Source organism: Chitinophagales bacterium, from assembly GCA_020635995.1.
GTDB lineage: Bacteria > Bacteroidota > Bacteroidia > Chitinophagales > UBA8649 > JAFMKE01.
In genome coordinates this window covers 125385-146723 of record JACJYS010000007.1, presented here as the reverse complement: position 1 = coordinate 146723, position 21339 = coordinate 125385, and the positions used below count along the sequence as shown (strand labels likewise).

At 31.9% G+C, this 21339-nt stretch carries 19 protein-coding genes and 1 tRNA gene; 5 read left to right on the top strand and 15 right to left on the bottom strand.

Annotation, left to right across the window (positions count from 1 at the left end):
• Positions 1 to 49: 49 nt before the first annotated feature.
• From H6578_10790 to H6578_10765, 6 genes are all read right to left on the bottom strand, one after another.
• Complete coding sequence (locus H6578_10790; GenBank protein MCB9227638.1) at positions 50 to 1327, bottom strand: anthranilate synthase component I family protein; 1278 nt, start codon at positions 1325 to 1327, stop codon at positions 50 to 52.
• Between the two features lie 51 nt (positions 1328 to 1378).
• Positions 1379 to 2656, bottom strand: a complete 1278-nt coding sequence (locus H6578_10785) for an adenylosuccinate synthase (protein ID MCB9227637.1) — start codon at positions 2654 to 2656, stop codon at positions 1379 to 1381.
• Positions 2657 to 2659: 3 nt separating this feature from the next.
• The gene (locus tag H6578_10780) at positions 2660 to 3001 is read right to left on the bottom strand and encodes an STAS domain-containing protein (protein MCB9227636.1); all 342 of its coding nucleotides are present in this window, start codon (positions 2999 to 3001) and stop codon (positions 2660 to 2662) included.
• 2 nt (positions 3002 to 3003) lie between these two features.
• Entirely contained in the window at positions 3004 to 3480 is a 477-nt protein-coding gene (locus H6578_10775; protein MCB9227635.1) for a transcriptional repressor, read from the bottom strand.
• Positions 3481 to 3570: 90 nt separating this feature from the next.
• Positions 3571 to 4428 (bottom strand): alpha/beta hydrolase, encoded by an 858-nt coding sequence (locus tag H6578_10770; GenBank protein MCB9227634.1) that lies wholly within the window; start codon positions 4426 to 4428, stop codon positions 3571 to 3573.
• 4 nt (positions 4429 to 4432) lie between these two features.
• Positions 4433 to 6664: a bifunctional (p)ppGpp synthetase/guanosine-3',5'-bis(diphosphate) 3'-pyrophosphohydrolase gene (locus H6578_10765; protein MCB9227633.1), complete on the bottom strand. Its 2232-nt coding sequence runs from the start codon at positions 6662 to 6664 to the stop codon at positions 4433 to 4435.
• Positions 6665 to 6897: 233 nt separating this feature from the next.
• On the opposite strand from H6578_10765, the gene H6578_10760 reads away from it, so the two are divergent.
• The gene (locus H6578_10760) at positions 6898 to 8322 is read left to right on the top strand and encodes a T9SS type A sorting domain-containing protein (GenBank protein MCB9227632.1); all 1425 of its coding nucleotides are present in this window, start codon (positions 6898 to 6900) and stop codon (positions 8320 to 8322) included.
• 3 nt (positions 8323 to 8325) lie between these two features.
• Here the strand turns inward: H6578_10760 and H6578_10755 are convergent, their stop codons facing one another.
• Entirely contained in the window at positions 8326 to 8832 is a 507-nt protein-coding gene (locus H6578_10755) for a tail fiber domain-containing protein (protein ID MCB9227631.1), read from the bottom strand.
• Positions 8833 to 9020: 188 nt separating this feature from the next.
• On the opposite strand from H6578_10755, the gene H6578_10750 reads away from it, so the two are divergent.
• The 4 genes from H6578_10750 (at position 9021) to clpX (ending at position 12427) form a co-directional block, all read left to right on the top strand.
• Positions 9021 to 9102 (top strand) — tRNA-Leu (locus tag H6578_10750).
• Between the two features lie 39 nt (positions 9103 to 9141).
• The gene (tig, locus tag H6578_10745) at positions 9142 to 10506 is read left to right on the top strand and encodes a trigger factor (protein MCB9227630.1); all 1365 of its coding nucleotides are present in this window, start codon (positions 9142 to 9144) and stop codon (positions 10504 to 10506) included.
• Positions 10507 to 10508: 2 nt separating this feature from the next.
• Positions 10509 to 11183, top strand: a complete 675-nt coding sequence (locus H6578_10740; protein MCB9227629.1) for an ATP-dependent Clp protease proteolytic subunit — start codon at positions 10509 to 10511, stop codon at positions 11181 to 11183.
• Positions 11184 to 11185: 2 nt separating this feature from the next.
• Positions 11186 to 12427 (top strand): ATP-dependent Clp protease ATP-binding subunit ClpX, encoded by a 1242-nt coding sequence (gene clpX, locus H6578_10735; protein ID MCB9227628.1) that lies wholly within the window; start codon positions 11186 to 11188, stop codon positions 12425 to 12427.
• A 295-nt stretch (positions 12428 to 12722) separates the two neighbouring features.
• Here clpX and H6578_10730 read toward each other — a convergent pair whose 3' ends face one another.
• From H6578_10730 to H6578_10695, 8 genes are all read right to left on the bottom strand, one after another.
• The gene (locus H6578_10730) at positions 12723 to 15122 is read right to left on the bottom strand and encodes a TonB-dependent receptor (GenBank protein MCB9227627.1); all 2400 of its coding nucleotides are present in this window, start codon (positions 15120 to 15122) and stop codon (positions 12723 to 12725) included.
• Positions 15123 to 15346: 224 nt separating this feature from the next.
• Positions 15347 to 15895 (bottom strand): hypothetical protein, encoded by a 549-nt coding sequence (locus H6578_10725; GenBank protein ID MCB9227626.1) that lies wholly within the window; start codon positions 15893 to 15895, stop codon positions 15347 to 15349.
• Positions 15896 to 15963: 68 nt separating this feature from the next.
• Positions 15964 to 16752 carry an SDR family oxidoreductase gene (locus tag H6578_10720; GenBank protein MCB9227625.1) on the bottom strand — a complete coding sequence of 263 codons (789 nt, stop codon included), beginning with the start codon at positions 16750 to 16752 and terminating at the stop codon, positions 15964 to 15966.
• Between the two features lie 35 nt (positions 16753 to 16787).
• Complete coding sequence (gene cysQ / locus H6578_10715; protein ID MCB9227624.1) at positions 16788 to 17564, bottom strand: 3'(2'),5'-bisphosphate nucleotidase CysQ; 777 nt, start codon at positions 17562 to 17564, stop codon at positions 16788 to 16790.
• Positions 17554 to 18411 (bottom strand): dTDP-4-dehydrorhamnose reductase, encoded by an 858-nt coding sequence (rfbD, locus tag H6578_10710; GenBank protein ID MCB9227623.1) that lies wholly within the window; start codon positions 18409 to 18411, stop codon positions 17554 to 17556. The genes cysQ and rfbD overlap by 11 nt, the downstream gene beginning before the upstream one ends.
• Complete coding sequence (locus H6578_10705; protein MCB9227622.1) at positions 18412 to 19941, bottom strand: tetratricopeptide repeat protein; 1530 nt, start codon at positions 19939 to 19941, stop codon at positions 18412 to 18414.
• Between the two features lies 1 nt (position 19942).
• On the bottom strand, positions 19943 to 20233 hold the full coding sequence (locus tag H6578_10700) for a DUF721 domain-containing protein (protein ID MCB9227621.1): 291 nt from the start codon (positions 20231 to 20233) through the stop codon (positions 19943 to 19945).
• Positions 20233 to 21306: a DNA replication/repair protein RecF gene (locus H6578_10695; protein ID MCB9227620.1), complete on the bottom strand. Its 1074-nt coding sequence runs from the start codon at positions 21304 to 21306 to the stop codon at positions 20233 to 20235. The genes H6578_10700 and H6578_10695 overlap by 1 nt, the downstream gene beginning before the upstream one ends.
• Positions 21307 to 21339 lie beyond the last annotated feature (33 nt).

Sequence of the window (21339 nt, the reverse complement as noted above, 5' to 3'; positions counted from 1 at the left end):
TTTCAAAATAAAAAAGGTGTGAAATTGATTTTTCATGCCTTTTTTCATTTTACAAATACCCCAAAACCGACTGAAACTTAGCGATAGTTTCTTCCCATTCTTTTTCTGCCTTACTATCATAAGTAATAGCTCCGCCTACTTGATACGATAAATATTGTCGGGTTGCATTATACAAAAGCGTTCGGATAACTACATTAAAATCAAAATCGCCATTGGGTTTTATGTAGCCTATTGCTCCAGAATAAACACCCCGTTTCGTGTTTTCGTACTGTTCTATTAGTTGCATGGCTTTAATTTTGGGTGCTCCCGTCATACTTCCCATAGGAAAACAAAGCTTTAAAGCATCAATGGCATTTATATTTTCTCTTTTCTGTGCACTTACGGTAGAAATCATCTGTATAATGTTTTCAAACTCATAAATACCAAATAGCTCATCTACTTTTATAGTCCCCGTTATGGCACTTCGGGCAAAATCATTACGCACCAAATCTACTATCATTACATTTTCTGCACGCTCTTTTTCATCTTGTAGCAAATCTTGCTTTAATGCCTTATTCTCCTTTGCTCCACTACCCTTTTTTCGTGTACCTTTTATAGGCTGGCTTATCATTTTACCTTCTTGCATTTGCATAAACCGCTCTGGCGAAAAAGACAATACATACTTATCATTTAACTTTATTAATGACGAAAACGGAGCTTTTACTTGCTCATTAATACGCAAAAAAATTGAAAGCGGATTTACATTTATATTCTCAGTATAATTTTCATAGCAATAATTCAGCTCATAAACTGTACCTTCTTCTATATCTTTTCTTATTTTTTCAACGGTTTCTATATAAGTAGTTTTACTTACTCTTTTTTTCCATTCTATTTTATTTAAAGAAATTTCCGTACTAACATCTACCGCTTCAATTGCATCTTTTATGTAGATAGATTCAATATAATTTCTATTGATAATACAAGTGTTATCTTTTATCTTAATTTCATATCTTGGCGAAAAGAAATATAGCTCCGGAAAGTTTAAATTGTCCTTATTTTTTGAGGATAAATTCTCTACATCATTCTTCAAATCATAACTTAAATAACCGTATATAGTTTGCTCATTTTCAGCATGATATGTTTTTAATTTTTCAAAAGCATTATTGGTATTTTGTAGCTCTATTTTATTAACTGCATCTACAGCAATAACAAACTCCTCTTGATGATATTTATCTTTAGAATAGTTATTATCTAAACATAAAAAAGTAGAAAACTGCGATGCCCAAACTATACATTGCTTTTTAAATAAAGTAGCATCTGCTAATTTTAGTTTGGTACTTTCTTGCATAACAAAATGTAAAATATTTTATGGCTAATGTTTTACATTAAACACTAATAATTAAACATTAACTACGTCTTTTATCAGTAGTTTCTCTCTCTCTGGCCCTGTAGAAACCATAGAAACAGGCGTATCTAAATACTTTTCAAGTTCTAAAACATAAGATTTTAAAGCATTAGGTACATTTTCATAATTTAAAGCATCTAAATTATCTTTCCAACCTGGGTAGTCCGTATAATTGCATTGAATGTCATCTGTTAATTCAAAAGGCAATTCATTGGTGGGTTTTCCATTTATGGTATAACTTGTGCAAGCTTTTATAGTGTCAAAATCATTTAAAACATCTGCTTTAGTAAGTGCTATTTGAGTAACGCCATTTAAGATACAAGCATAACGAAGTGCCACTAAATCTATCCACCCACAGCGTCTTGGTCTGCCGGTGGTGGCACCAAATTCAAAGCCTGCTTGTCTTATTCTTTCGCCTACTGCATCGTTGAGTTCCGATGGAAAAGGCCCACTTCCCACTCTGGTGCAATATGCTTTTGATATACCTATTACTTCTTTTATTTTATTGGGAGCTACACCTAAGCCATTGCAAGCACCGGAAGAAATAGTATTTGAAGAGGTAACAAAAGGATAAGTACCAAAATCTATATCTAACATGCTTCCTTGTGCTCCTTCTGCTAAAATATTTTTACCTGCACTTAAAGCATTATTTACATAATATTCACCCGAAACAATTTTGTAGGCTTTTAATTCTTCAATACTGGCAAACCATTCTTTTTCTTCGGCTGTAATATCAAACTCAAAATCGTACATTTTAAGCATTTGTAGGTGTTTTTCCTTTAATTTTTGATATTTTGCTTTAAAATCGGCTGTCAATATATCGCCTATACGCAAGCCATTTCTGCCTGTTTTATCCATATAAGTAGGCCCTATTCCTCTAAGTGTTGAACCTATTTTTTCTTTTCCTTTGGCGGCTTCGCTGGCAGCGTCTAACACTTTGTGTGTAGGTAATATTAAATGTGCTTTTTCAGAAATAATTAAGTACTTTTTTAAATCTACGCCCCACGTTTTTACTTTGGCTATTTCTTGGCAAAGCGTTATAGGATTAATTACTACTCCATTGCCTATTAAATTGTAAGTATTTTCGTGCAAAATGCCCGATGGAATGGTGTGTAAAACTATTTTTTCGTTATTAACCACTAAGGTGTGTCCTGCATTTGGTCCACCTTGAAAACGAGCTATTATATCGTATTTGGGTGCTAAATAATCTACTATTTTTCCTTTTCCTTCATCGCCCCATTGTAAACCTACTAATACATCTACATTTCCCATATTTTATCTGTTTAAAAGTTTTACTGCTGTTTCTTTATCTTCGGCTAAAGGAAATACTTTGTCTAATTTTGTAAGTTCTAATATTTTTTTTAGCTGACTTGGTAAATTGATTAATATCATTTCTCCGCCTGCATTTCTACTTTTGGTTAATATGCTAATTAAAGCAGATATTCCTGTACTATTTACATATTGAAGCTCTTTAACATCAACCACAAAAAGGTTGCTGTCATTTTCTATGCTTTTTGATATAGATTCAATTATAGGGTTAGAATCTTTTTCTCCAAGTAAATTTCCACTTAGTGAAATATAACTGATTTTATCTTCAATTATTCTGCTTATTTCCATTGTTAATTGCTATTATTTTTAGTGTTTTTATTTTTTTGGCAAGAACTGCAATATCCAAACAAATTTAGAGAATGGTGTGTTATTTCAAAATCTAACAGTCCGCCCATTAAGTTTTTTATTTGCTGTACACGTGGGTCGCAAAACTCTACTACTTTGCTGCATTTTACGCATATAATATGGTCGTGCTGTTTGTAGCCATAAGATTTTTCGTATTGAGCTAAATTTTTTCCAAACTGATGTTTTTTTATTAAATCGCAAGAGTTTAATAAATCTAAAGTATTATAAACCGTAGCTCTGCTTACATTAAAATTATTGTTTTTTAAATCAATGTATAAAGTTTCAGCTTCAAAATGGTCTTCTCTTGAGTATATTTCTTCCAGTATGGCAAAACGCTCAGATGTTTTACGCAATCCATTTTTCTCCAAATAAGTGGCAAAAATATCTTTTACTTGTTCTATTACTTCTGTATTGGCTAACACGCTGGCAAATTTAACTATTTTTTATTGAAACACTTAGTATAGTTAATAGCTTGTGGATAAATGCATTTCTTCTCAATATTAAAGAGATACCTATTTTGTATTTTTTTCAAACCACTCTATAGCTAAAGACCAAAGTTGCTTACTTTTTGTACTAAAAAATTTCATGTGTCCTATTTCGCTTAAATTATAATCTTTAGGGTTTAAGGCAATTATTTCTGCTTTCATGTTAGGGAAAACGCGTATCATATCTTTTACATTATTTTCATTGGCTATATCATCATCTGTAGCATATATCCATTGTGCAGGAATATTTATTTCATTGTAATAATGTGTTTTAACGGCTTTGCCAAAATCGGTAGCTATATAGCCTACTCCATTGCACCATTTAGCCCATTGTTTTGCAACGTGTTTAGGAAGTGGCTCTCCCATACCCAGCCATTGTGAATTTGATTTATTAAAAAACAGAACATTTAACGGAATAAAAACACGCATAAAGAAAATAGCTTTTAAACGATATGGCATTTTCATATTTCTTACACTTCCTGATGAACAGGCAATATTAAATACAGAAGCTATATCCTTATAGTTTGGCATTAATCCTATAAGTTGCCCTCCGGCACTATGCCCCAATATGTGATACTTTGTATTGGGAAAAGACATTTTAAGTTTTTCCATTACTGCCGGCATATCTAAACTTCCCCAAGTAATTAAAGAAGCATTTCCATTATTAATATTATTTTGTATTGAATCTCCAATACATCTATTATCGTACGAAATAACTCCGTATCCATTTTCTGCTAAGTAACTTGCAAAGGAATGATAAAACCCACGTTTTATTCCCGTAGCTGTTCCTATTATAACAGCTGCTTTTAATTTTTGCGGTATATATAGTGTGGCTGCCAATACAAAACCATCATGGCATGTTATTTTAATATTTTCAATTTTCATAATCCTACATATCCTCTTCTATCTCAAACCGAGAAACAGATACTAATCCTTCTATGGCTTTCATTTGAGCTATAACATTATCAAGTTGTTCGCTATCTGTAACATATAGCATTATTGTTCCTTCATAAATTCCATCTTTGCTTTCAAAAGAAATAGATTTCATATTGATATGCATATTGTTAGTAATAATTTTAGAAACTTGACTTATAATACCCATGCTGTCTATTCCATGCAGTTTTAAGCCCGTAAGGTAAGCTACTTCCCTTTCTGTATTCCATTTTGTTTTTACTATTCTGTAGCTATACTTACTCATTAGCTGCACAGCATTTGGGCAATTGGTACGGTGAATTTTTATACCGTCATTTATGGTTATAAATCCAAAAACTTCATCGCCAGGTATAGGACTACAACATTTAGCAAAAGAATATTCCAAATCGTCAGAACTTTGTCCCATTATGGTTAGCTCCGCATTTTTAGAAAGTGTTCGGGTAACAGCTTCCTCAAATTTTTCTTTTTTAGGCTCAATTTTGGGTTTAGGCAATTTTACTACGCCATGTGCTACTTCTAAATTTTTAAAATCGCCTATACGTATTTTGTTTCTGGATACGGCTACAAAAAAATCTATAGGCGAATTGTATTTAAAATAATTAGTTAAAGTCCAATAATTATCTTCTGTATTATTTATTTTAAGTTGTTTAAGCTTTCTTTCCAGTATTTGCTTGCCGTCTTCGGCTACTCTTCTAATTTCTTCATTAACTGCTTTGCGTATGGCATTTTTTGCTTTTCCTGTAGCCACAAAACTCAACCAATCCTCACTTGGCTTTTGCTTTTTAGAAGTTAATATTTCTATTTGGTCGCCTGTTTTAAGCTCGTAACTTAATGGCACTAAGCGTTGGTTTACTTTAGCTCCTATACAAGCATTGCCTATGGCAGAATGGACATCGTAAGCAAAATCTAAAGCGGTAGAACCTCTTTTTAATCGTTTTAAATCGCCTTTAGGAGTAAAAACAAATATTTCGGCACTGAAAAGATTCATTTTTACATTGTTAACCATTTCAAGTGCATTTTGCTCTTTGTCGTTTAGCAAACTTTGTATGCTTGCCAGCCATTGGTCTATACCGTCATCTACTTGTACGCCTCCTTCTTTATATTTCCAGTGTGCCGCCACTCCTTTTTCGGCTATTTCGTGCATACGCTTAGAACGTATTTGCACTTCTACCCACTTTCCATTGGGTCCTATAACGGTGGTATGCAAAGCTTCATACCCATTTGATTTTGGGTTAGAAATCCAATCTCGCAATCTATTGGGATTAGGTCGGTACAAATCTGTTATAATGGAATATACATTCCAACAATCGCTTTTTTCATGTTTTTCATCACTATCTATTATTATTCTAATAGCAAACAAATCGTAAACTTGCTCAAAATTCACTTTTTGCTTTTCCATTTTTCGCCATATAGAATGTATAGACTTTGGGCGACCGTAAATTTCTAATTTAAGCCCTGTTTTATCTAATAAATCTTTAAGTGGCCCAATAAAATTATTGATATACCTTGCTCTTGACCGCTTGGTTTCATTTAGCTTGGTGGCTATCATTTTATACACATCGGGCACTCTGTATTTCATTGCCAAATCTTCTAGCTCGGTTTTTACTGCATACAAACCCATACGGTGTGCTATGGGAGCATACAAATATTCCGTTTCTGAAGCTATTTTAAGTTGCTTTTCTTTAGGCATGCTACCCAATGTACGCATATTATGTAGCCTGTCTGCCAGCTTTACCATTACTACTCTTATATCATCGGTAAGGGTAAGGAGTAATTTTCTAAAATTTTCTGCTTGCCCAGAGGTATTTACATCAAAAACACCGGATATTTTGGTTAACCCATCAACAATTTTGGCAGTGTCTTTATCAAAAGCTTGTTCTATATCTTCAAGAGTCAGTTCGGTATCTTCTACAGTATCGTGTAGCAAAGCACAAATAATAGAAGTGGCTGCCAATCCTATTTCTTCACTAACAATGCGAGCTACGGCTATGGGGTGATAAATGTAAGGCTCGCCAGATTTTCTACGCATACCGGCATGAGCTTCTATAGCCATTTCAAAAGCACGCCTTACGCGTTCTTTATCGCCTTTTTTTAGGTGTGGAGAAGCGTTCTTAATCAGCAATCTGTACTCTTTAAGAATTTCTTTTTTCTCTGCTTCGGTTAATGTTATGTCTCTGGTTTCCGGCATAAAGTATTAATAATGAACTTATACCGATTAGGAATATATAATAGTCCAATCTCGGCTTCGCCTCACTGTACTAAATATATTTATCTATCGGCATTTACCATTGTAAAACCCAAAATAGTTTAGGCTATTTTGGATTAACAATTGGTATTAATTAGTGCTAAGCTATAAAAATAAATTGAAAACTATATACTTACTTTAATAATTTATAAATTTATTTTTCCTATATTTAAACAATGAAATGGATTTTTAAGTTTCTGATTGTGTTTTCAAACATAAATTTTGTCTTTGCACAAAATTGGTTGCCTATAGATACTGCTAAAGTTTATAACTACATATCTGACAGTAGTGATTATATAACAAGATCTATAGCTGCTACTCAAAATGGCGATACTACTTTTTTTGAAACTATTGTGGATTCATGTTATTACTGTGCTAATATTAGTCAGTCCGACACTTTTTTATTAAAAAGACCTGATTTCTTTGGATATTTCATGTTTAATCAGTTTGATACTTCTTTTATATTTTATGGCTATGATACTATTACTATTAAACCACATAAGGATATCGGAGAAAGTTGGTCATATACCTCTAATATTACTGCCACAGTTTATGATAAAGATCTGCAATTGATAGGTACACAACAAGACTCAATAAAAATAATAGTTTTGAGTAATTATGATACCCTTTTACTATCAAAGTCCTATGGAATAATCAAATATCCCTATTTATACAAAAACAAAACATACATTCAAGTTGGTATTGATAATTTATATGGAATCCAAAACATAACATTTTGGAACGTGTTTGACTTTAACATTGGAGATATTTTTCAATACTATGAATCACAAGGAGATGCTGACTACATTAGTAACTATAATTATTTCAAGAGAATACACATTATAGATAAAACCATATTAATTAATGGATATAGATACATTGTTAATATAAAATTAAAAACTGAGCATGAAACTTTTTATCAAGGTTATCATCACACTGAGACTATCTACAATGAATATGAAGATACTATATTTTATTATATAGAAAATGATTCTTTATTAAATAAACCTACAGGAAGTTGGTTTAACATTGATTTCAACTATTATCCAAATTCTATTTTGATAGCATCTTTTTATGATTTAGATGAATCGGGAACATTAAAGAAAATAATAGATATTCCTCCATCTTTAGGTAATTTTCACCCATATAATGGTTTTTTAATCCCTATAAACCAAAACCAATGTGTTCTACAAGATTTTGAAAGACGAATAGAATATGGACTAAACATAGGAATGGTGTTAAATAAAGGGGCTTTTTTTGAATCGGGTTTCACAAAAGAACTAATAGGCTACTACAAAGGTATAGATACTGTAGGCACAATTTATAATGATGATTTTTATACAAGTATAAAAAATGTAGCACTTGAAAATATGGCCATTTCTTTCTACCCCAACCCTACCCAAAACCAATTAAGTATAAAAAACAAAGAAAACAAAACACTAAACATAAGCCTAATTAATGCTTTTGGACAAGAAGTGTATAGCTCTACAATAAATGAAAGCACCACCATTAACACTCAATCTTTCAGTAAAGGCATTTATATTTTAAGAGTGTGTACAGAGCAAGGCATTTGTGGTTCTGATAAAGTGCTGATTGAATAAATTCTAATTTACTACTTTCTGATTCTCAATTTGTGCTGTAAGTACTTCTATTTGCTGTTGATTGGCTTCTATTATTTCTTGTTGTTCTTGAACAGCATTTACCAATACGGCTATTAAATCCATATATTTAAAATTGAGATAATCATCTGTTTTGTTTTTACTTACCAATTCTGGCATAATTTTTTGCACGTCTTGTGCTATAAACCCCATTCGTTTTATATTATTGTCCGTTTTATAGGTGTATATTTTTGCATCTAACTGCAATATTTCATCTAAACCATAATTTAAAGTAGCAATATTATTCTTTAATCTAAAGTCTGAAACTGCTAAACAGCCACTATAATTTGCACAATCACTGTCATCGCAATCAATTTGTCCATCTCCATCATCGTCTAACCCATTATTACATATTTCGGTTTTAACATTATTGTCATCACCATCTTTGCAAGAATTGACAATGAGAATACCGAATAACACGGGTATCCAAATAAATATTTTTTTGATTTTCATAGTAAATAGTTTTAAAGGTTATAAATTATAAGTTAAATATAATGAAAATTATCAAAAACACAAATAGTAGGTTATTTTCATTTTCAAGCTTTCAGATTAACTTGTTGACTGAATGAAAAAAACACTTTGCACTTCAAAAAAAATGTTTACCTTTGCAGTCGCTTAAAAAAGCGGTGTTCTTATAAAATGCGGGTATGGTGGAATTGGTAGACACGTCAGATTTAGGATCTGATGCCGAGAGGCGTGGGGGTTCGACTCCCTTTACCCGCACTCTTTTTATATTTTAACTTTCATAAACGAATATTTATAGTGAAAATCACGCAAGAAAACTTAGACAGCTTAAATGCTATTATCAAATTAGAAGTTAAACAATCCGATTACTTACCCAAAATAGATGAAGCCCTTAAAAGCTACCGTAAAAAAGTAGATATTAAAGGTTTTAGAAAAGGAAATGTACCTATGGGAATGGTTCGCAAAATGTATGGCAACCAAGTTTTAGCCGATACCGTAAATGATGTTTTGCACCACGCTGTTAACGATTATATAGTAGATAACAAATTGGATATATTAGGAAATCCACTACCTAAAGACGGGCAACAGTTTGATATTACCATAGATACAACAAAAGACTTTGACTTTGAATACGAAATAGGTTTAGCTCCAGACTTTAAATTAGATTATTTAGAAAAAACACCTACGCTTGAAAGAGAAGTAATAAAAATAGATAAAAAACTATTAGATGAAGAAGTAGAACGCTTGCAAAAACGCTACGGAAAAGTAGAGCCTGTAGTAGGCAAAATGGAAGATGACGATATGCTTACTGTTCTTTTTGAAGAACTTGATGAAGAAGGTAATGTAAAAGAAGAAGGAATTAAACACTCCGCTCCTATTGCTTTAGATATGATAAAAGATGCTAAAATTCAAAAAGCAGTAAAAAAGCTAAAGAAAGATGAAAGCATAGAAATTGACGATTTAGCTACCGCTTTTGACAAGCCAAAAGACCAAACGGCTAAGCAACTTTTAGGCTTAGAATTAACACCCGAAAATTTACCAAAAGTTAAAGCTACGCTACAGCAAGTTAAACGAGTTATTCCTGCCGAAATTAATGAAGAGTTTTTACAAAATGTTTATGGCAAGAATACTGAAATAAAAACAGAAGAAGATCTTAGAAAACATATAGAAGAAGATATAGCTAAATATTTTGACAGCCAAAGCGACAGCAAACTTTACAATAAATTGGCAGAAGAGTTGATAGAAAAAACAAAAATGGATTTTCCCGATACTTTTTTAAAGCGTTGGATAAAATTAACAAACGAAAAACCAATTTCTGATGAACAATTAGAAGAAGAATATCCGGGTTTTGCTAAAAACTTAAAATGGAGTTTAATAGTTAAAAAAGTTAGCAAAGAAAATAATGTAGATGTTAGCATGGAAGAAGTTCGCCAAAGAACTGCCGACCAAATACGCCAACAAATGATGCAATACGGTTTAACAGACCTTCCGGATGCTGAAATGAAAAACTTTGTGGATAATATGATGTCAAGAAAAGACCATGCTTCGCAAACAAGAGAAACTTTACTTGAAGAAAAATTGTTTGATTACTTTAAGAAACAAATAAAAACTAAGGATAAAAAAGTTACCTTAGAGGAGTTTCAACAACAAGGAAACAAATAAGTATGAAAAATTTTGAAAAAGAACTAAGAGATTATACGGTTAAGCATCGTGGTGTAAGCAGTTCATTTTATGATGATTATACATCTGTACACAACTATATGATAACGCCTAACATTATAGAAGAGCGTAAGATGAATGCCGTGGCAATGGACGTTTTTTCTCGTTTAATGATGGACAGAATAATCTTTTTAGGCGTGCCTATTAATGATGATGTAGCTAATATTATAACAGCACAGTTGTTATTTTTAGAATCGTTAGACAGCAAAAGTGATGTGCAAATATACATTAACAGCCCCGGTGGCGGTGTGTATGCCGGTTTAGGCATTTACGATACTATGCAGTATATAAATCCCGATGTAGCCACTATATGCACAGGCATGGCAGCTTCTATGGGAGCGGTGCTTTTAACTGCCGGTACCAAAGGCAAAAGAACAGCACTAAAACACAGCCGAGTTATGATACATCAACCTTTAGGTGGTGCAGGAGGAAAAGCAAGTGATGTACAAATAACCATAAATGAAATAAGAAAAATTAAGAAAGAACTTTACGATATTTTAAGCGAACACAGCGGACAACCGTATGAAAAAATAGAGAAAGACTCAGACAGAGATTATTGGATGCGTGCCGAAGAAGCTAAAGAATATGGTTTAATAGATGAAGTTTTAATTAGAAAATAATTATGTCAAAGCACGTCAATACAAATAGTTGTTCATTTTGTGGTAAACAAAAGAAAGATACTCTATTATTGGTATCCGGATTAAATGCCAATATTTGTGATTCGTGCATAAAACAGGCAGACTTAATTTTAAACGAAAGTTTAAGTAAAACAAACCCGGTTTCGTACAATTTTAATCTATCAAAAGATTTAAAACCAAAGAAAATAGCTGAATTTTTAGACCAATATGTAATAGGTCAAGATGAAGCAAAAAAAGTTATAGCCGTAGCTGTTTACAATCATTACAAGCGTTTAAACCAAAATAAAAGTGATGATGTAGAGATTGAAAAATCTAACATTATGTTAGTTGGACGAACAGGTACAGGGAAAACACTTTTAGCTAAGTCAATAGCCCGTTTTTTACATGTACCATTTACCATAGTAGATGCTACTGTTTTTACCGAAGCAGGATATGTAGGCGAGGATGTAGAAAGTATTTTATCGCGTTTATTGCAAGCCTGCGATTATGATGTAAAAGCAGCAGAAAGAGGCATTATTTATATAGATGAGATAGACAAAATAGCCCGAAAATCTGACAACCCTTCTATAACAAGAGATGTAAGTGGCGAAGGCGTGCAGCAAGCCATGCTAAAACTATTAGAAGGTACAGAAGCTTTAGTTCCACCGGAAGGAGGCAGAAAACACCCCGAGCAAAAAATGGTAAAGATAAATACCAACAATATTTTATTCATTTGTGGTGGTGCTTTTGATGGTATAGAAAAAAGCATAGCAGGCAGATTAAATACTTCTGTATTAGGTTTCCGCTCGGCTGAACATAAAAGTGGTGCTATAGATAAAGAAAACTTACTGCAATACATTGCACCGCAAGATTTAAAATCTTTTGGTTTAATACCAGAGCTAATTGGGCGTATTCCGGTGCTTTCTCATTTAGATCCTTTAGATGAAGTAGCTTTATATAATATACTAACCGAGCCAAAAAATGCTTTGGTAAAACAGTATAAAAAATTATTTGAATTAGAAGGAATAGATTTAACTTTCCCAAAAGATACTTTACAATTTATAGCTCACAAAGCCTATGAGTTTAAATTAGGAGCCAGAGGCTTGCGTTCTATTTGCGAAGCTATTATGACAGACGCCATGTTTGAACTTCCAAGCGAAGAAGCCGTAGAATTTACAGTAAACCTATCTTACGCAAAAGAAAAACTTAACAAATCTAAGTTGAATAAGTTGATAAAGGTAGCGTAATCCTTTATTAAATTGCATCTAAAAATAATTTCACATATATTTATAAAATTATTCCCTGCCTCCGGTAGGTAAACTTTCCTCCTCCTCTTTAGGTGGAAGTATTATGAAGTGTGGAATTATTTTTTAGAATTTATACCGTTTTGATAGCCGTTTAGAGCAATCATTGGTCTATTACGGATATCCCTCTATCGGTATATAGTATTGTAAAGCACAAAACAGATTAGACTATTTTGTGTTAACAATTGGTCTTATATATAAAGAGCTACTGATTGGTCAATCAACAGCTCTTTTTTGTTTAAAAATTATAACTAAGATGTGCCCCACCAAAGAAATTTATTTTTCTTGGTGCAGGTATATACGCATCGGGTAATTGGTTTACAAAAACCATAGCATAATATTGTGTACCTGTTATATTATTGGCACCCACATACGCATCAAACGTAAACTGTTTTATTGTTTTTCTAAAACCTAATTTCGCATTGAGCAAATGGTAGGCATCCGCTTCATTTAATCCATCTGAAGTGAAAGGCATTTTACTTCTATAGTTGTAGGTAATATTTCCGTATAATCCCACTTTGGTATAAGCATCTATCCCGGCATTAAATACCACAGGCGAAACACCTGCCACTTTGTTTCCTGTATAATCTTGCACCATGGTAGAATCCATATTATTTGCATCTTTCCCTATAGTTTTAAAGGCATAATCTTTATATCTGAAATGCGAATACGTTAAATTGGCAAATGGTCTTACGGAAGTAAAAAACTTATCTTGTGTTTTTAGTATTTCGTATTTAACCAATAGCTCCAATCCATTGTTATTTAATTTGCCGCCATTAACAATGTATGAATATAAAGTAGCTGTATTGCTTGGGTTTTGTACTGTTTGTGTAGTAAACTTATCTTTAAATACGGTATGAAAACCCGCAGCGGTATAAAACAATCTTCCATTCAAAAAATTACCTTTAGTTCCCACTTCAATTTGCTGTCCCTTTTCGGGTTTTAAACCTGTATTAACAGTACCAGTTGTTGCAATAATAATATTAGAACCCACAGGTGCTTTATATCCATCGGAATAAGCTACATATACCGATGCTTTTTTACCAAATTCTTTATTAATAGCCGCATTAAACGCAGCTAAATTTCTATAATTTGCTTCATATAATTTAGGTGTGGTGCTTCCACTTGTATTATTACTCAACCCCCATAAACGGTCGCTTAGTTTTATTTGCATATTGCTTATTCCTACTCCTGCTTTTACACTAAATCCGTAGGGTAAATGAGCTGTCCATTCTGTAAAATAAGAATAAGTAAAACTGTTTGTAATCTGATTGCTTTTTAGTGAAGTTATAATATTATAACCATTTAAATTTGTACTATCGGCTCCCATTTTATAGCCAATAGTTTGTGCATTCAATTTTTGCAATTCTAACCCTGTAACCCCCGTAAGTGTTATTTTATCGTTTATTTTTGCATCTACATCAAAAGTTGTACGCATTCCAAAATTCAAAGGCGTTTTATCTGTCCAACCTCCTGCCGAACTATTATCCATAGCTTGAGCCGAACCAAACAATGAAGTAGTATTAGAAACATACTTTTTAAACTTGTAAGTATTGCTTAAACCCGCTCTAAAAGTCTTTACAGCAGAATGTGCATCATTTTTAATATAAGCAGGATTTCCGGAATAATCTAAACTATCGTATTGAGCAATAGTAAGTTCGCCATTTCTTTGATCGTTGCTATTAGTATATCCCATATAAGCCGTAAATTTTTCTCTATCATTTACAGTAAATGTACCTAAAGCATTTACAAAATCTTTCTTAGATTTGGTATGTTCCATAAAACCATTATAGTTTTGATGTCCATAATTAACAAAAATATTTGCTTTGTTTTTGCTGTATGCCACTTTAGTAGTGGTACGAAACAAACCATAGCTTCCACCCATTACATCTTGGCTTATGGTAGTACCTTCTTTAGCCGCTTTTTGTGTTTCCATATTTAACACACCTGCTATGGCTAAACCGTATAAAGTACCCGAAGGACCTTTCAGCACTTCTACATTACCTAATGAATTGAAATCTATATCGTCCAGTATGGTTACACCTTCCGCATCGGTTAAGGGAATGCCGTTTAAATAGGCTTTAATACCCTGCATATCAAAATTGCTACTAACGCCCCTAAATCCCATGCCGTTTCCATAGCCTCTAATATTTATTTGTTGTCCGGCAGAAACGGTTCTGTTCATCATAGATACACCCGGCACATTGGTATTAATAGCATCTGTTAAAAATAAACCTTGCCCGCGTTGTATTTCATTTGTACCCATTTTCACTATTGATTCCGGTTGAATTAATTGCGATTTTTCGGGATTGGAACGAGCCGTAATTTCAATTTCATCAATACTTTCTACCGAGGGCGAAAGTGAAATTGTAAGTGCTTTTTCTGAACAAGAAAGTGTTTTTGACAAGGTTTGGTAGCCTACAAAACTAATTTTTACATTAACCAAGCCATTACAGTTTAATGCTACCACACCATTTGCGTCCGCTACTTTTCCTGTTCCGTTTTCTAATGTTACATCCGCACCTTGTAGGGGCGTTTGTTTTATTGCATCTAATAAGGTTATTTTAATTTGGTTTGATTGAGCAGATGCAATACTCAACACAAATAATAATATTATATTTATAATGATTTTTTTCATAAAATTTATTTTAATTAATTTAAGGTGGATTTTTCATCTGCTTTTTTTGTAAAACATTTACAAATTAAACTTTCGGAATAAAGCACAACTGTTTAAAGAGCATGACCTGCTTTTCCTTAATTTAGATTGAAAACCTCCCTGTAAAATTGAATAATTGTAGTAGCACAAGTTTATACCTATTCATTTAATACAAATAGATAAATATGTGTAGAGGCTACTAATTGTTAAGAAAAAAATGTGTGCTCCGGAGGCGGACTTGGAGGTGGGTTGTTTAAAAGGAAAGGTCTGAAAAAATAATAGGAATTAATTTTTCTGTTTAGCTCACTATAAAAATCAGCCGATAAACCATTTTTTTTATTAAATGTATATAATTTGTTGAAATTCACCTTTTGTATTCCTCTGGAACTTCTCTTTTTTGAACTTAATTTCTTAAAAAAAGCAAGTAATCCATGCTTAAGATGTGTTTCTTTGTAATCTCTGTAACAAGTGTAATAGTAAAGATTTTCAATAGTTTCAACTTTTACAACATCGTACATTTCATTTTTATACGAAAATTCCTTTTCGTTTTCCCAATGAACATCTTTACCCAATTCTTCTTGTGTAAATACTAAAATCTGAAAATTAAAGTCTTTAGTGTCTGAAATTTCATTATCAAGAACATATTTTATAAAATTCTTAGTATTTATTTTGTATGTATAAATACCCACTATTGAAAACACCATAGGTGCATAAATGCTAAAAAGCATAAGAAAAGCAAGAAATCTGTTTTTCACTATAGCAACTTGAGGTTTACAAAGTTATAAAATTATCCAAATAATACAATTTACTTAATAACTAAACTTCAAATACTTCCCGTACGCCCGCCATCTACAGGTATGCTTACACCATTTACATAAGATGCAGCCGGAGATGCCAAAAAAGCAACTACAGCTCCCACTTCATTAGGCTCAGCAAATCTTTTCATAGGAATTATTGATTTCATACTACTTTCAACAGCTTCTATTTCAGCACCTGTTTTATCTGCTTTAGTTTGTATTATACTTTCTAATCTTTCTGTAGCTGTTGCCCCGGGTAGTACATTATTTACTGTTATGCCATATTCTCCCAGCTCATTTGCCATAGTTTTTGACCAGCTTGCCACAGCTCCTCTTATAGTATTGCTTACACCCAAATTAGCTAAAGGAATTTTTACTGAAGTAGAAATTATATTAATAATTCTACCATAATTAGCTTCTTTCATTTTAGGTGAAAAAGTTTGTACTATTAAATGGTTTGCCAATAAATGGTTGTTAAATGCATTTTTAAATTCCTCTAACTTAGCATTTTGTATTAATCCACCAGCAGGACCGCCTGTATTATTAACAATTATATGAAATACACCTACTTTGCTAATTGCCTCTTTTAGTTTCTGTTCTAAATTATCTAAATTGCTATAATCTACAGCTAAAATGTGGTGCTTTTGTCCTTTTGAAATATCTAAATGTTTAACTGCTTCTTGCAAACCTTGCTCTCCTCTTGAAACCAAAGTAACATTTGCTCCTAAATTAGCCAATTCTACAGCACTTGCCAGCCCTATTCCCTTGCTTCCACCTCCCACATAGGCATTCTTATTTGTTAAGTTTATATTCATCTTTGTTTTTCAGTTATTGGTTTAATAGTATTTCTTTATTCAACAATAAACCAAGGATTCAATAAATTTTCTCTATTGTATGTCAAAGGTTCTTTTGTGTCATATACCAATACATCTTTGCCTGCCTCTAAACATACCGCATGAGCAGCCGCAGTATCCCACTCCATAGTAGGTGCTAAGCGTGGATAAACATCTGCTTTGCCTTCTGCCACTAAACAAAATTTTAACGAGCTTCCAGAAGAAAGAAAATCTACTTCTTTGCCTTGCTTTTTTAAATCTTCTACAAAATCTAAAACTTCTTGACTTAAATGCGAACGGCTGGCTACTACCCTAACCGTTTCTAATTCTTTATACGATTTTAAGTTTTTAATTTGCACCGGAGCCTGATTATCTTCTATATAAAATGCACCTTGATTTTCGCAAGCATAATAAGTTTTGTTTATAGCCGGCACATGCACCACTCCTAAAACCGGCTTGCCATAATGTAGCAAAGCTATATTTACCGTAAACTCCCCATTTTTTTTTACAAACTCTTTTGTGCCGTCTAAAGGGTCTATCAACCAGCAATATTCCCAATTTTTCCTCTCTTTGTATGGAGTTAATTTCATCTCCTCAGAAATAAAGGGAATATCTTTATAGTGATTTAATAATCCTTTTATAATTATTTCATTTGACGCTTTATCTGCCTCTGTTAATGGCGATTCATCTTGTTTTGTATAAACTTCAAAATCATGATTATAAATTTCCATAATAGCATCGCCAGCTTCTTTGGCTATATTTATAATAGTCTTTATTTCTACTTTATTCTTCATTTAATAATTTTATACAGTCTTGTAAACTTGTTCTCCAATAAGGTATTTCTATGTTAAAAGTTTCTTTAACTTTTGTTTTATCCATTACGCTGTAGTTCGGTCTTTTAGCCGGTGTTTTATATTCTGTATCGGGAATAGGAAAAACCTTACAATCGCTTTCACTTATTTCCATTATACTTTGTGCAAAATCGTACCAAGAAGCTACTCCTTCATTGCTATAATGATAAATTCCAGCATTGTTTTTATATAAATCTTCGTTGATAATAGTAAATAAAAATTGGGCTAAATCGGCAGCATAAGTTGGTGTACCTATTTGATTATCAACTACGTTTATACTTTCTTTTGTTTTACCTAATTTCAACATTGTTTTCACAAAATTATGTCCAAAACCGGAGTACAACCAAGATGTTCTTACCACTATTCCTTCTTTTACCCATTGCTCTCCTGCCAATTTAGCTTTCCCATATTCTTGCAGTGGATTCGTTGATTCGGTTTCTTTATAAGGTAAACATTTAGTGCCATCAAAAACAAAATCTGTAGAAATATGAATGAAAAACACTTGGTTTTTTTTACACAAATCGGCTATATTTTTTACAGCGATATTGTTGATATAATTATTTAATTCTTTCTCCATTTCAGCCAAATCTACAGCGGTATAAGCAGCACAATTTATAAGTACGTCCATTTTGTTATTGGCAAAAAAATGGGCAAGACTTTGAGTGTCTGTTATATCTAATTCTTCTAAAGTAGGACAAACTAATTTGTAGTTTTCAGCATCTGCATTAAATGCTATTTGCAACTCATTGCCCAGCTGCCCTCCTGCTCCTAAAATACCTATTACTTTCATTTAATCGCAATATTTTTTTATGGCTTTATCGGCTTCGCTATATCCTCTTTCCGATGATTTTAAAAAATCCATACACGCAGCATAAACATCTCCTTTGTGTACTTTTGCCATTCCTCTGTGGTAATATATACTTGGGTCTTTATCTTCGTATTCTATTAATTTGTTAAAATCAATAATGGCTTCTTCATAATTGCCCAACTCAAAATTAGCTATCCCTTTGCCTTTCAATGCCGGATAAAAATATTTATTTATTGCCAGCAAACTTTCATAATCGTTTAAAGCATTTTGGTATTCTTTTTTATCTATATAAAGTGCCGACCTACCTGAATATGCCAACACATAAGTTGAATCTACATCTATAGCTAAAGACATCATTTCTATAGCTTTTTCTTTTTTCTTTAAGAAAATATAGCAGTTGCCCATATTGTAGTACACTTGCGGTATTCTACCGTTGGTTATACTGGCTCTTTCGTACTCCTTTAGTGCTTTATCATAATAGCCTAAACTTGCCCATAAATCTCCATTAAGCATATATGCTTCTGTGTAGCTGGGGTTTAAATCTATACTTTTACCTATGTATGAGTTGGCTTTCTTTAAATTGCCTTTATCTATTTCTAACATGGCTCTTGATAGAAAAAACTTAGCTTTATCTTGTCTTATTTCATCTACTTCATCACCTATTTTATATTTAGTTTTTTTCTTTTTGTAGCTTACCGCTACTTCTTCTATCATCACTGTTTTATCAAATTCTTCATTACTTTCTTCCAGTTTTAGTTTTTTTGAAAGTTTAGCTTGTTCTTTTTTGTATTTATTTGATGATGTGTCGGGTGCTACTTCATTACTAAAATCTAAATACTCTAAATCATAGCCCGTATTATTGTCTATTCCCTTTTCCTCTTGTTTTTCTACAGTTTCTTTCTTATTTTTCTTTTCTTTTTTTGAAGTTTCTTTTTTTATATCGTTTTCTTGTTCACTTGTAGCTACTTCTATTTCAGTTTCATTATCTACATCTGTCAATAACTTGTTTTCTTCTATTTTAAGTAATAACTGCTCTTTTTCCTTCTTAAGTTTTTCAATTCCTTGAATTATTTTTTCTGAAACTTCATTCCTTTTGTTCTTCAAATCAAATTTAGCTTTACTAATGTCTAAATACTCCTGCATAGCATAAGGACTATTAGCGTCAACTTCCATTTTCTGTTTTTCTAATTTATTAAACGCTACTTGATAATCCTCTTCAATTTTATTTAGTTCTTTATTCAAGCTTTCTACAATTAAATCTATTTGATTTAACCGTATTTTTTCATTAGAAATATTGTTGTAATTAAAAATTCCTATTTTAGTTCCGGCAGGAATAATATCTCCATAAAGATCATTCCAGTTTCTTATAGAATCGGGCTCTACTTCATATATTTTAGCTAACTCTTGTACATTTTCTACAGCTTCAGACTGTACTACAATGTATTTATTATTTTGAGAGAATAACAATAAAGGCATTAAAAACAATAAAGAGAAAAGTAATTCTTTTTTCATTTTACAAAATAACCAACTTTTTAATAAAATCTTCACCTATTTCTTTATTAATTTTGTTTATAATGTCTTCTTGCAAATAAACTAACTCATTTTTTAAAGACGAAACTTTTACTTTTACAAATAAAGTTTTGTTGTTTACATATATAGTTTCGGTATATCTATCTACTAAATCCCCCATTAGCGGTTTCCACATATTTACTACTTTGGCTTCAAGCAAAGGTTTTTTTATGTTTTTTTGCTGAGCAAACTCATCAAGTACTTCTTTTAAACTCTTTAAATTATCTTTATTCATTATACTACCTCTATAATTTGAAGTTTTTCATCATTCTCCATAATATTTAAACCTACTTTAGATGTATTGCTTATAAACACTTGACTATCTTGAGCTATTAAATATTTAATTAAATTCTGACTTCTTTCTATATCCAATTTATCAAAAATATCATCAATGATAAAGATAGGCGTTTTATTTAACTTGCTTTTAATAAAATTATATTGTGCCAATTTTAAAGCCAAAATAAATGTTTTTTGTTGCCCCTGCGAACCATATTCTTTCAAATCTTTATCTTCTATTTTAAACTGCAAATCATCTTTGTGTATTCCTTTAGTAGTACGTTGCAAATAAATATCACTTTTTAATGATTTACTTAATAAATTATCAAGGGTTTCTTTTTGCAAATGGCTACTATACGTCAATTTATAATTTTCGTTTTTAGCGGTTAAATATTTAAAACTTTCTGTAAAAAAAGCTTGTAAATCGTCAATAAAATGACTACGTTTTTCATAAATATAAGCTCCAAGACTAATTAAATGCTGGTTGTATATTTCTAACAAACTTTCATTTATATGCTGCCCTTCATCTATTTTTAAAAGAGCATTTCTTTGTTTTAAATAATGATTATACTGAACAATATTTTCTAAATAATCTCTATCCGTCATAGACAAAGTATAGTCTAAAAATTTTCTTCTTTCTGCTGAACCGCCCAAAATTATCATATTATCGTTAGGAGTCACTATTACTACCGGAAATTTACCTACCAATTCGGTCAATTTATCTATTGGATTATCGTTTAAAACAATTTTTTTCCGCTTATTTTGCTCCAAAACAACCACTACATCATTTTCTTCATTGTTATTTAAAGTTATTTTTTGTTCTATTCTAAAAAAAGATTCATCTTCTTTTATACAGTTTTTATCTAAGGTGCTAAAATAGCTTTTGCCTACACACAAGAAGTACAAAGCATCTAAAATATTGGTTTTCCCTATACCATTAAGACCTACAAAAGCAACTATATTCTTATTAAAAGAAAAAGAAAGTTTTGCATGATTCTTAAAATTTGTAAGCTGAAGTTTGCGAATAAACATTATTTTTGCAGTATATCAAACCAAAATAAAAAC

Coding starts and splice junctions, on each gene's coding strand:
- H6578_10790 (MCB9227638.1), bottom strand. CDS start 1,327: ATGCAAGAAAGTACCAAACTAAAATTAGCAGATGCTACTTTATTTAAA.
- H6578_10785 (MCB9227637.1), bottom strand. CDS start 2,656: ATGGGAAATGTAGATGTATTAGTAGGTTTACAATGGGGCGATGAAGGA.
- H6578_10780 (MCB9227636.1), bottom strand. CDS start 3,001: ATGGAAATAAGCAGAATAATTGAAGATAAAATCAGTTATATTTCACTA.
- H6578_10770 (MCB9227634.1), bottom strand. CDS start 4,428: ATGAAAATTGAAAATATTAAAATAACATGCCATGATGGTTTTGTATTG.
- H6578_10765 (MCB9227633.1), bottom strand. CDS start 6,664: ATGCCGGAAACCAGAGACATAACATTAACCGAAGCAGAGAAAAAAGAA.
- H6578_10760 (MCB9227632.1), top strand. CDS start 6,898: ATGAAATGGATTTTTAAGTTTCTGATTGTGTTTTCAAACATAAATTTT.
- H6578_10755 (MCB9227631.1), bottom strand. CDS start 8,832: ATGAAAATCAAAAAAATATTTATTTGGATACCCGTGTTATTCGGTATT.
- H6578_10740 (MCB9227629.1), top strand. CDS start 10,509: ATGAAAAATTTTGAAAAAGAACTAAGAGATTATACGGTTAAGCATCGT.
- clpX (MCB9227628.1), top strand. CDS start 11,186: ATGTCAAAGCACGTCAATACAAATAGTTGTTCATTTTGTGGTAAACAA.
- H6578_10730 (MCB9227627.1), bottom strand. CDS start 15,122: ATGAAAAAAATCATTATAAATATAATATTATTATTTGTGTTGAGTATT.
- H6578_10720 (MCB9227625.1), bottom strand. CDS start 16,752: ATGAATATAAACTTAACAAATAAGAATGCCTATGTGGGAGGTGGAAGC.
- cysQ (MCB9227624.1), bottom strand. CDS start 17,564: ATGAAGAATAAAGTAGAAATAAAGACTATTATAAATATAGCCAAAGAA.
- rfbD (MCB9227623.1), bottom strand. CDS start 18,411: ATGAAAGTAATAGGTATTTTAGGAGCAGGAGGGCAGCTGGGCAATGAG.
- H6578_10705 (MCB9227622.1), bottom strand. CDS start 19,941: ATGAAAAAAGAATTACTTTTCTCTTTATTGTTTTTAATGCCTTTATTG.
- H6578_10700 (MCB9227621.1), bottom strand. CDS start 20,233: ATGAATAAAGATAATTTAAAGAGTTTAAAAGAAGTACTTGATGAGTTT.
- H6578_10695 (MCB9227620.1), bottom strand. CDS start 21,306: ATGTTTATTCGCAAACTTCAGCTTACAAATTTTAAGAATCATGCAAAA.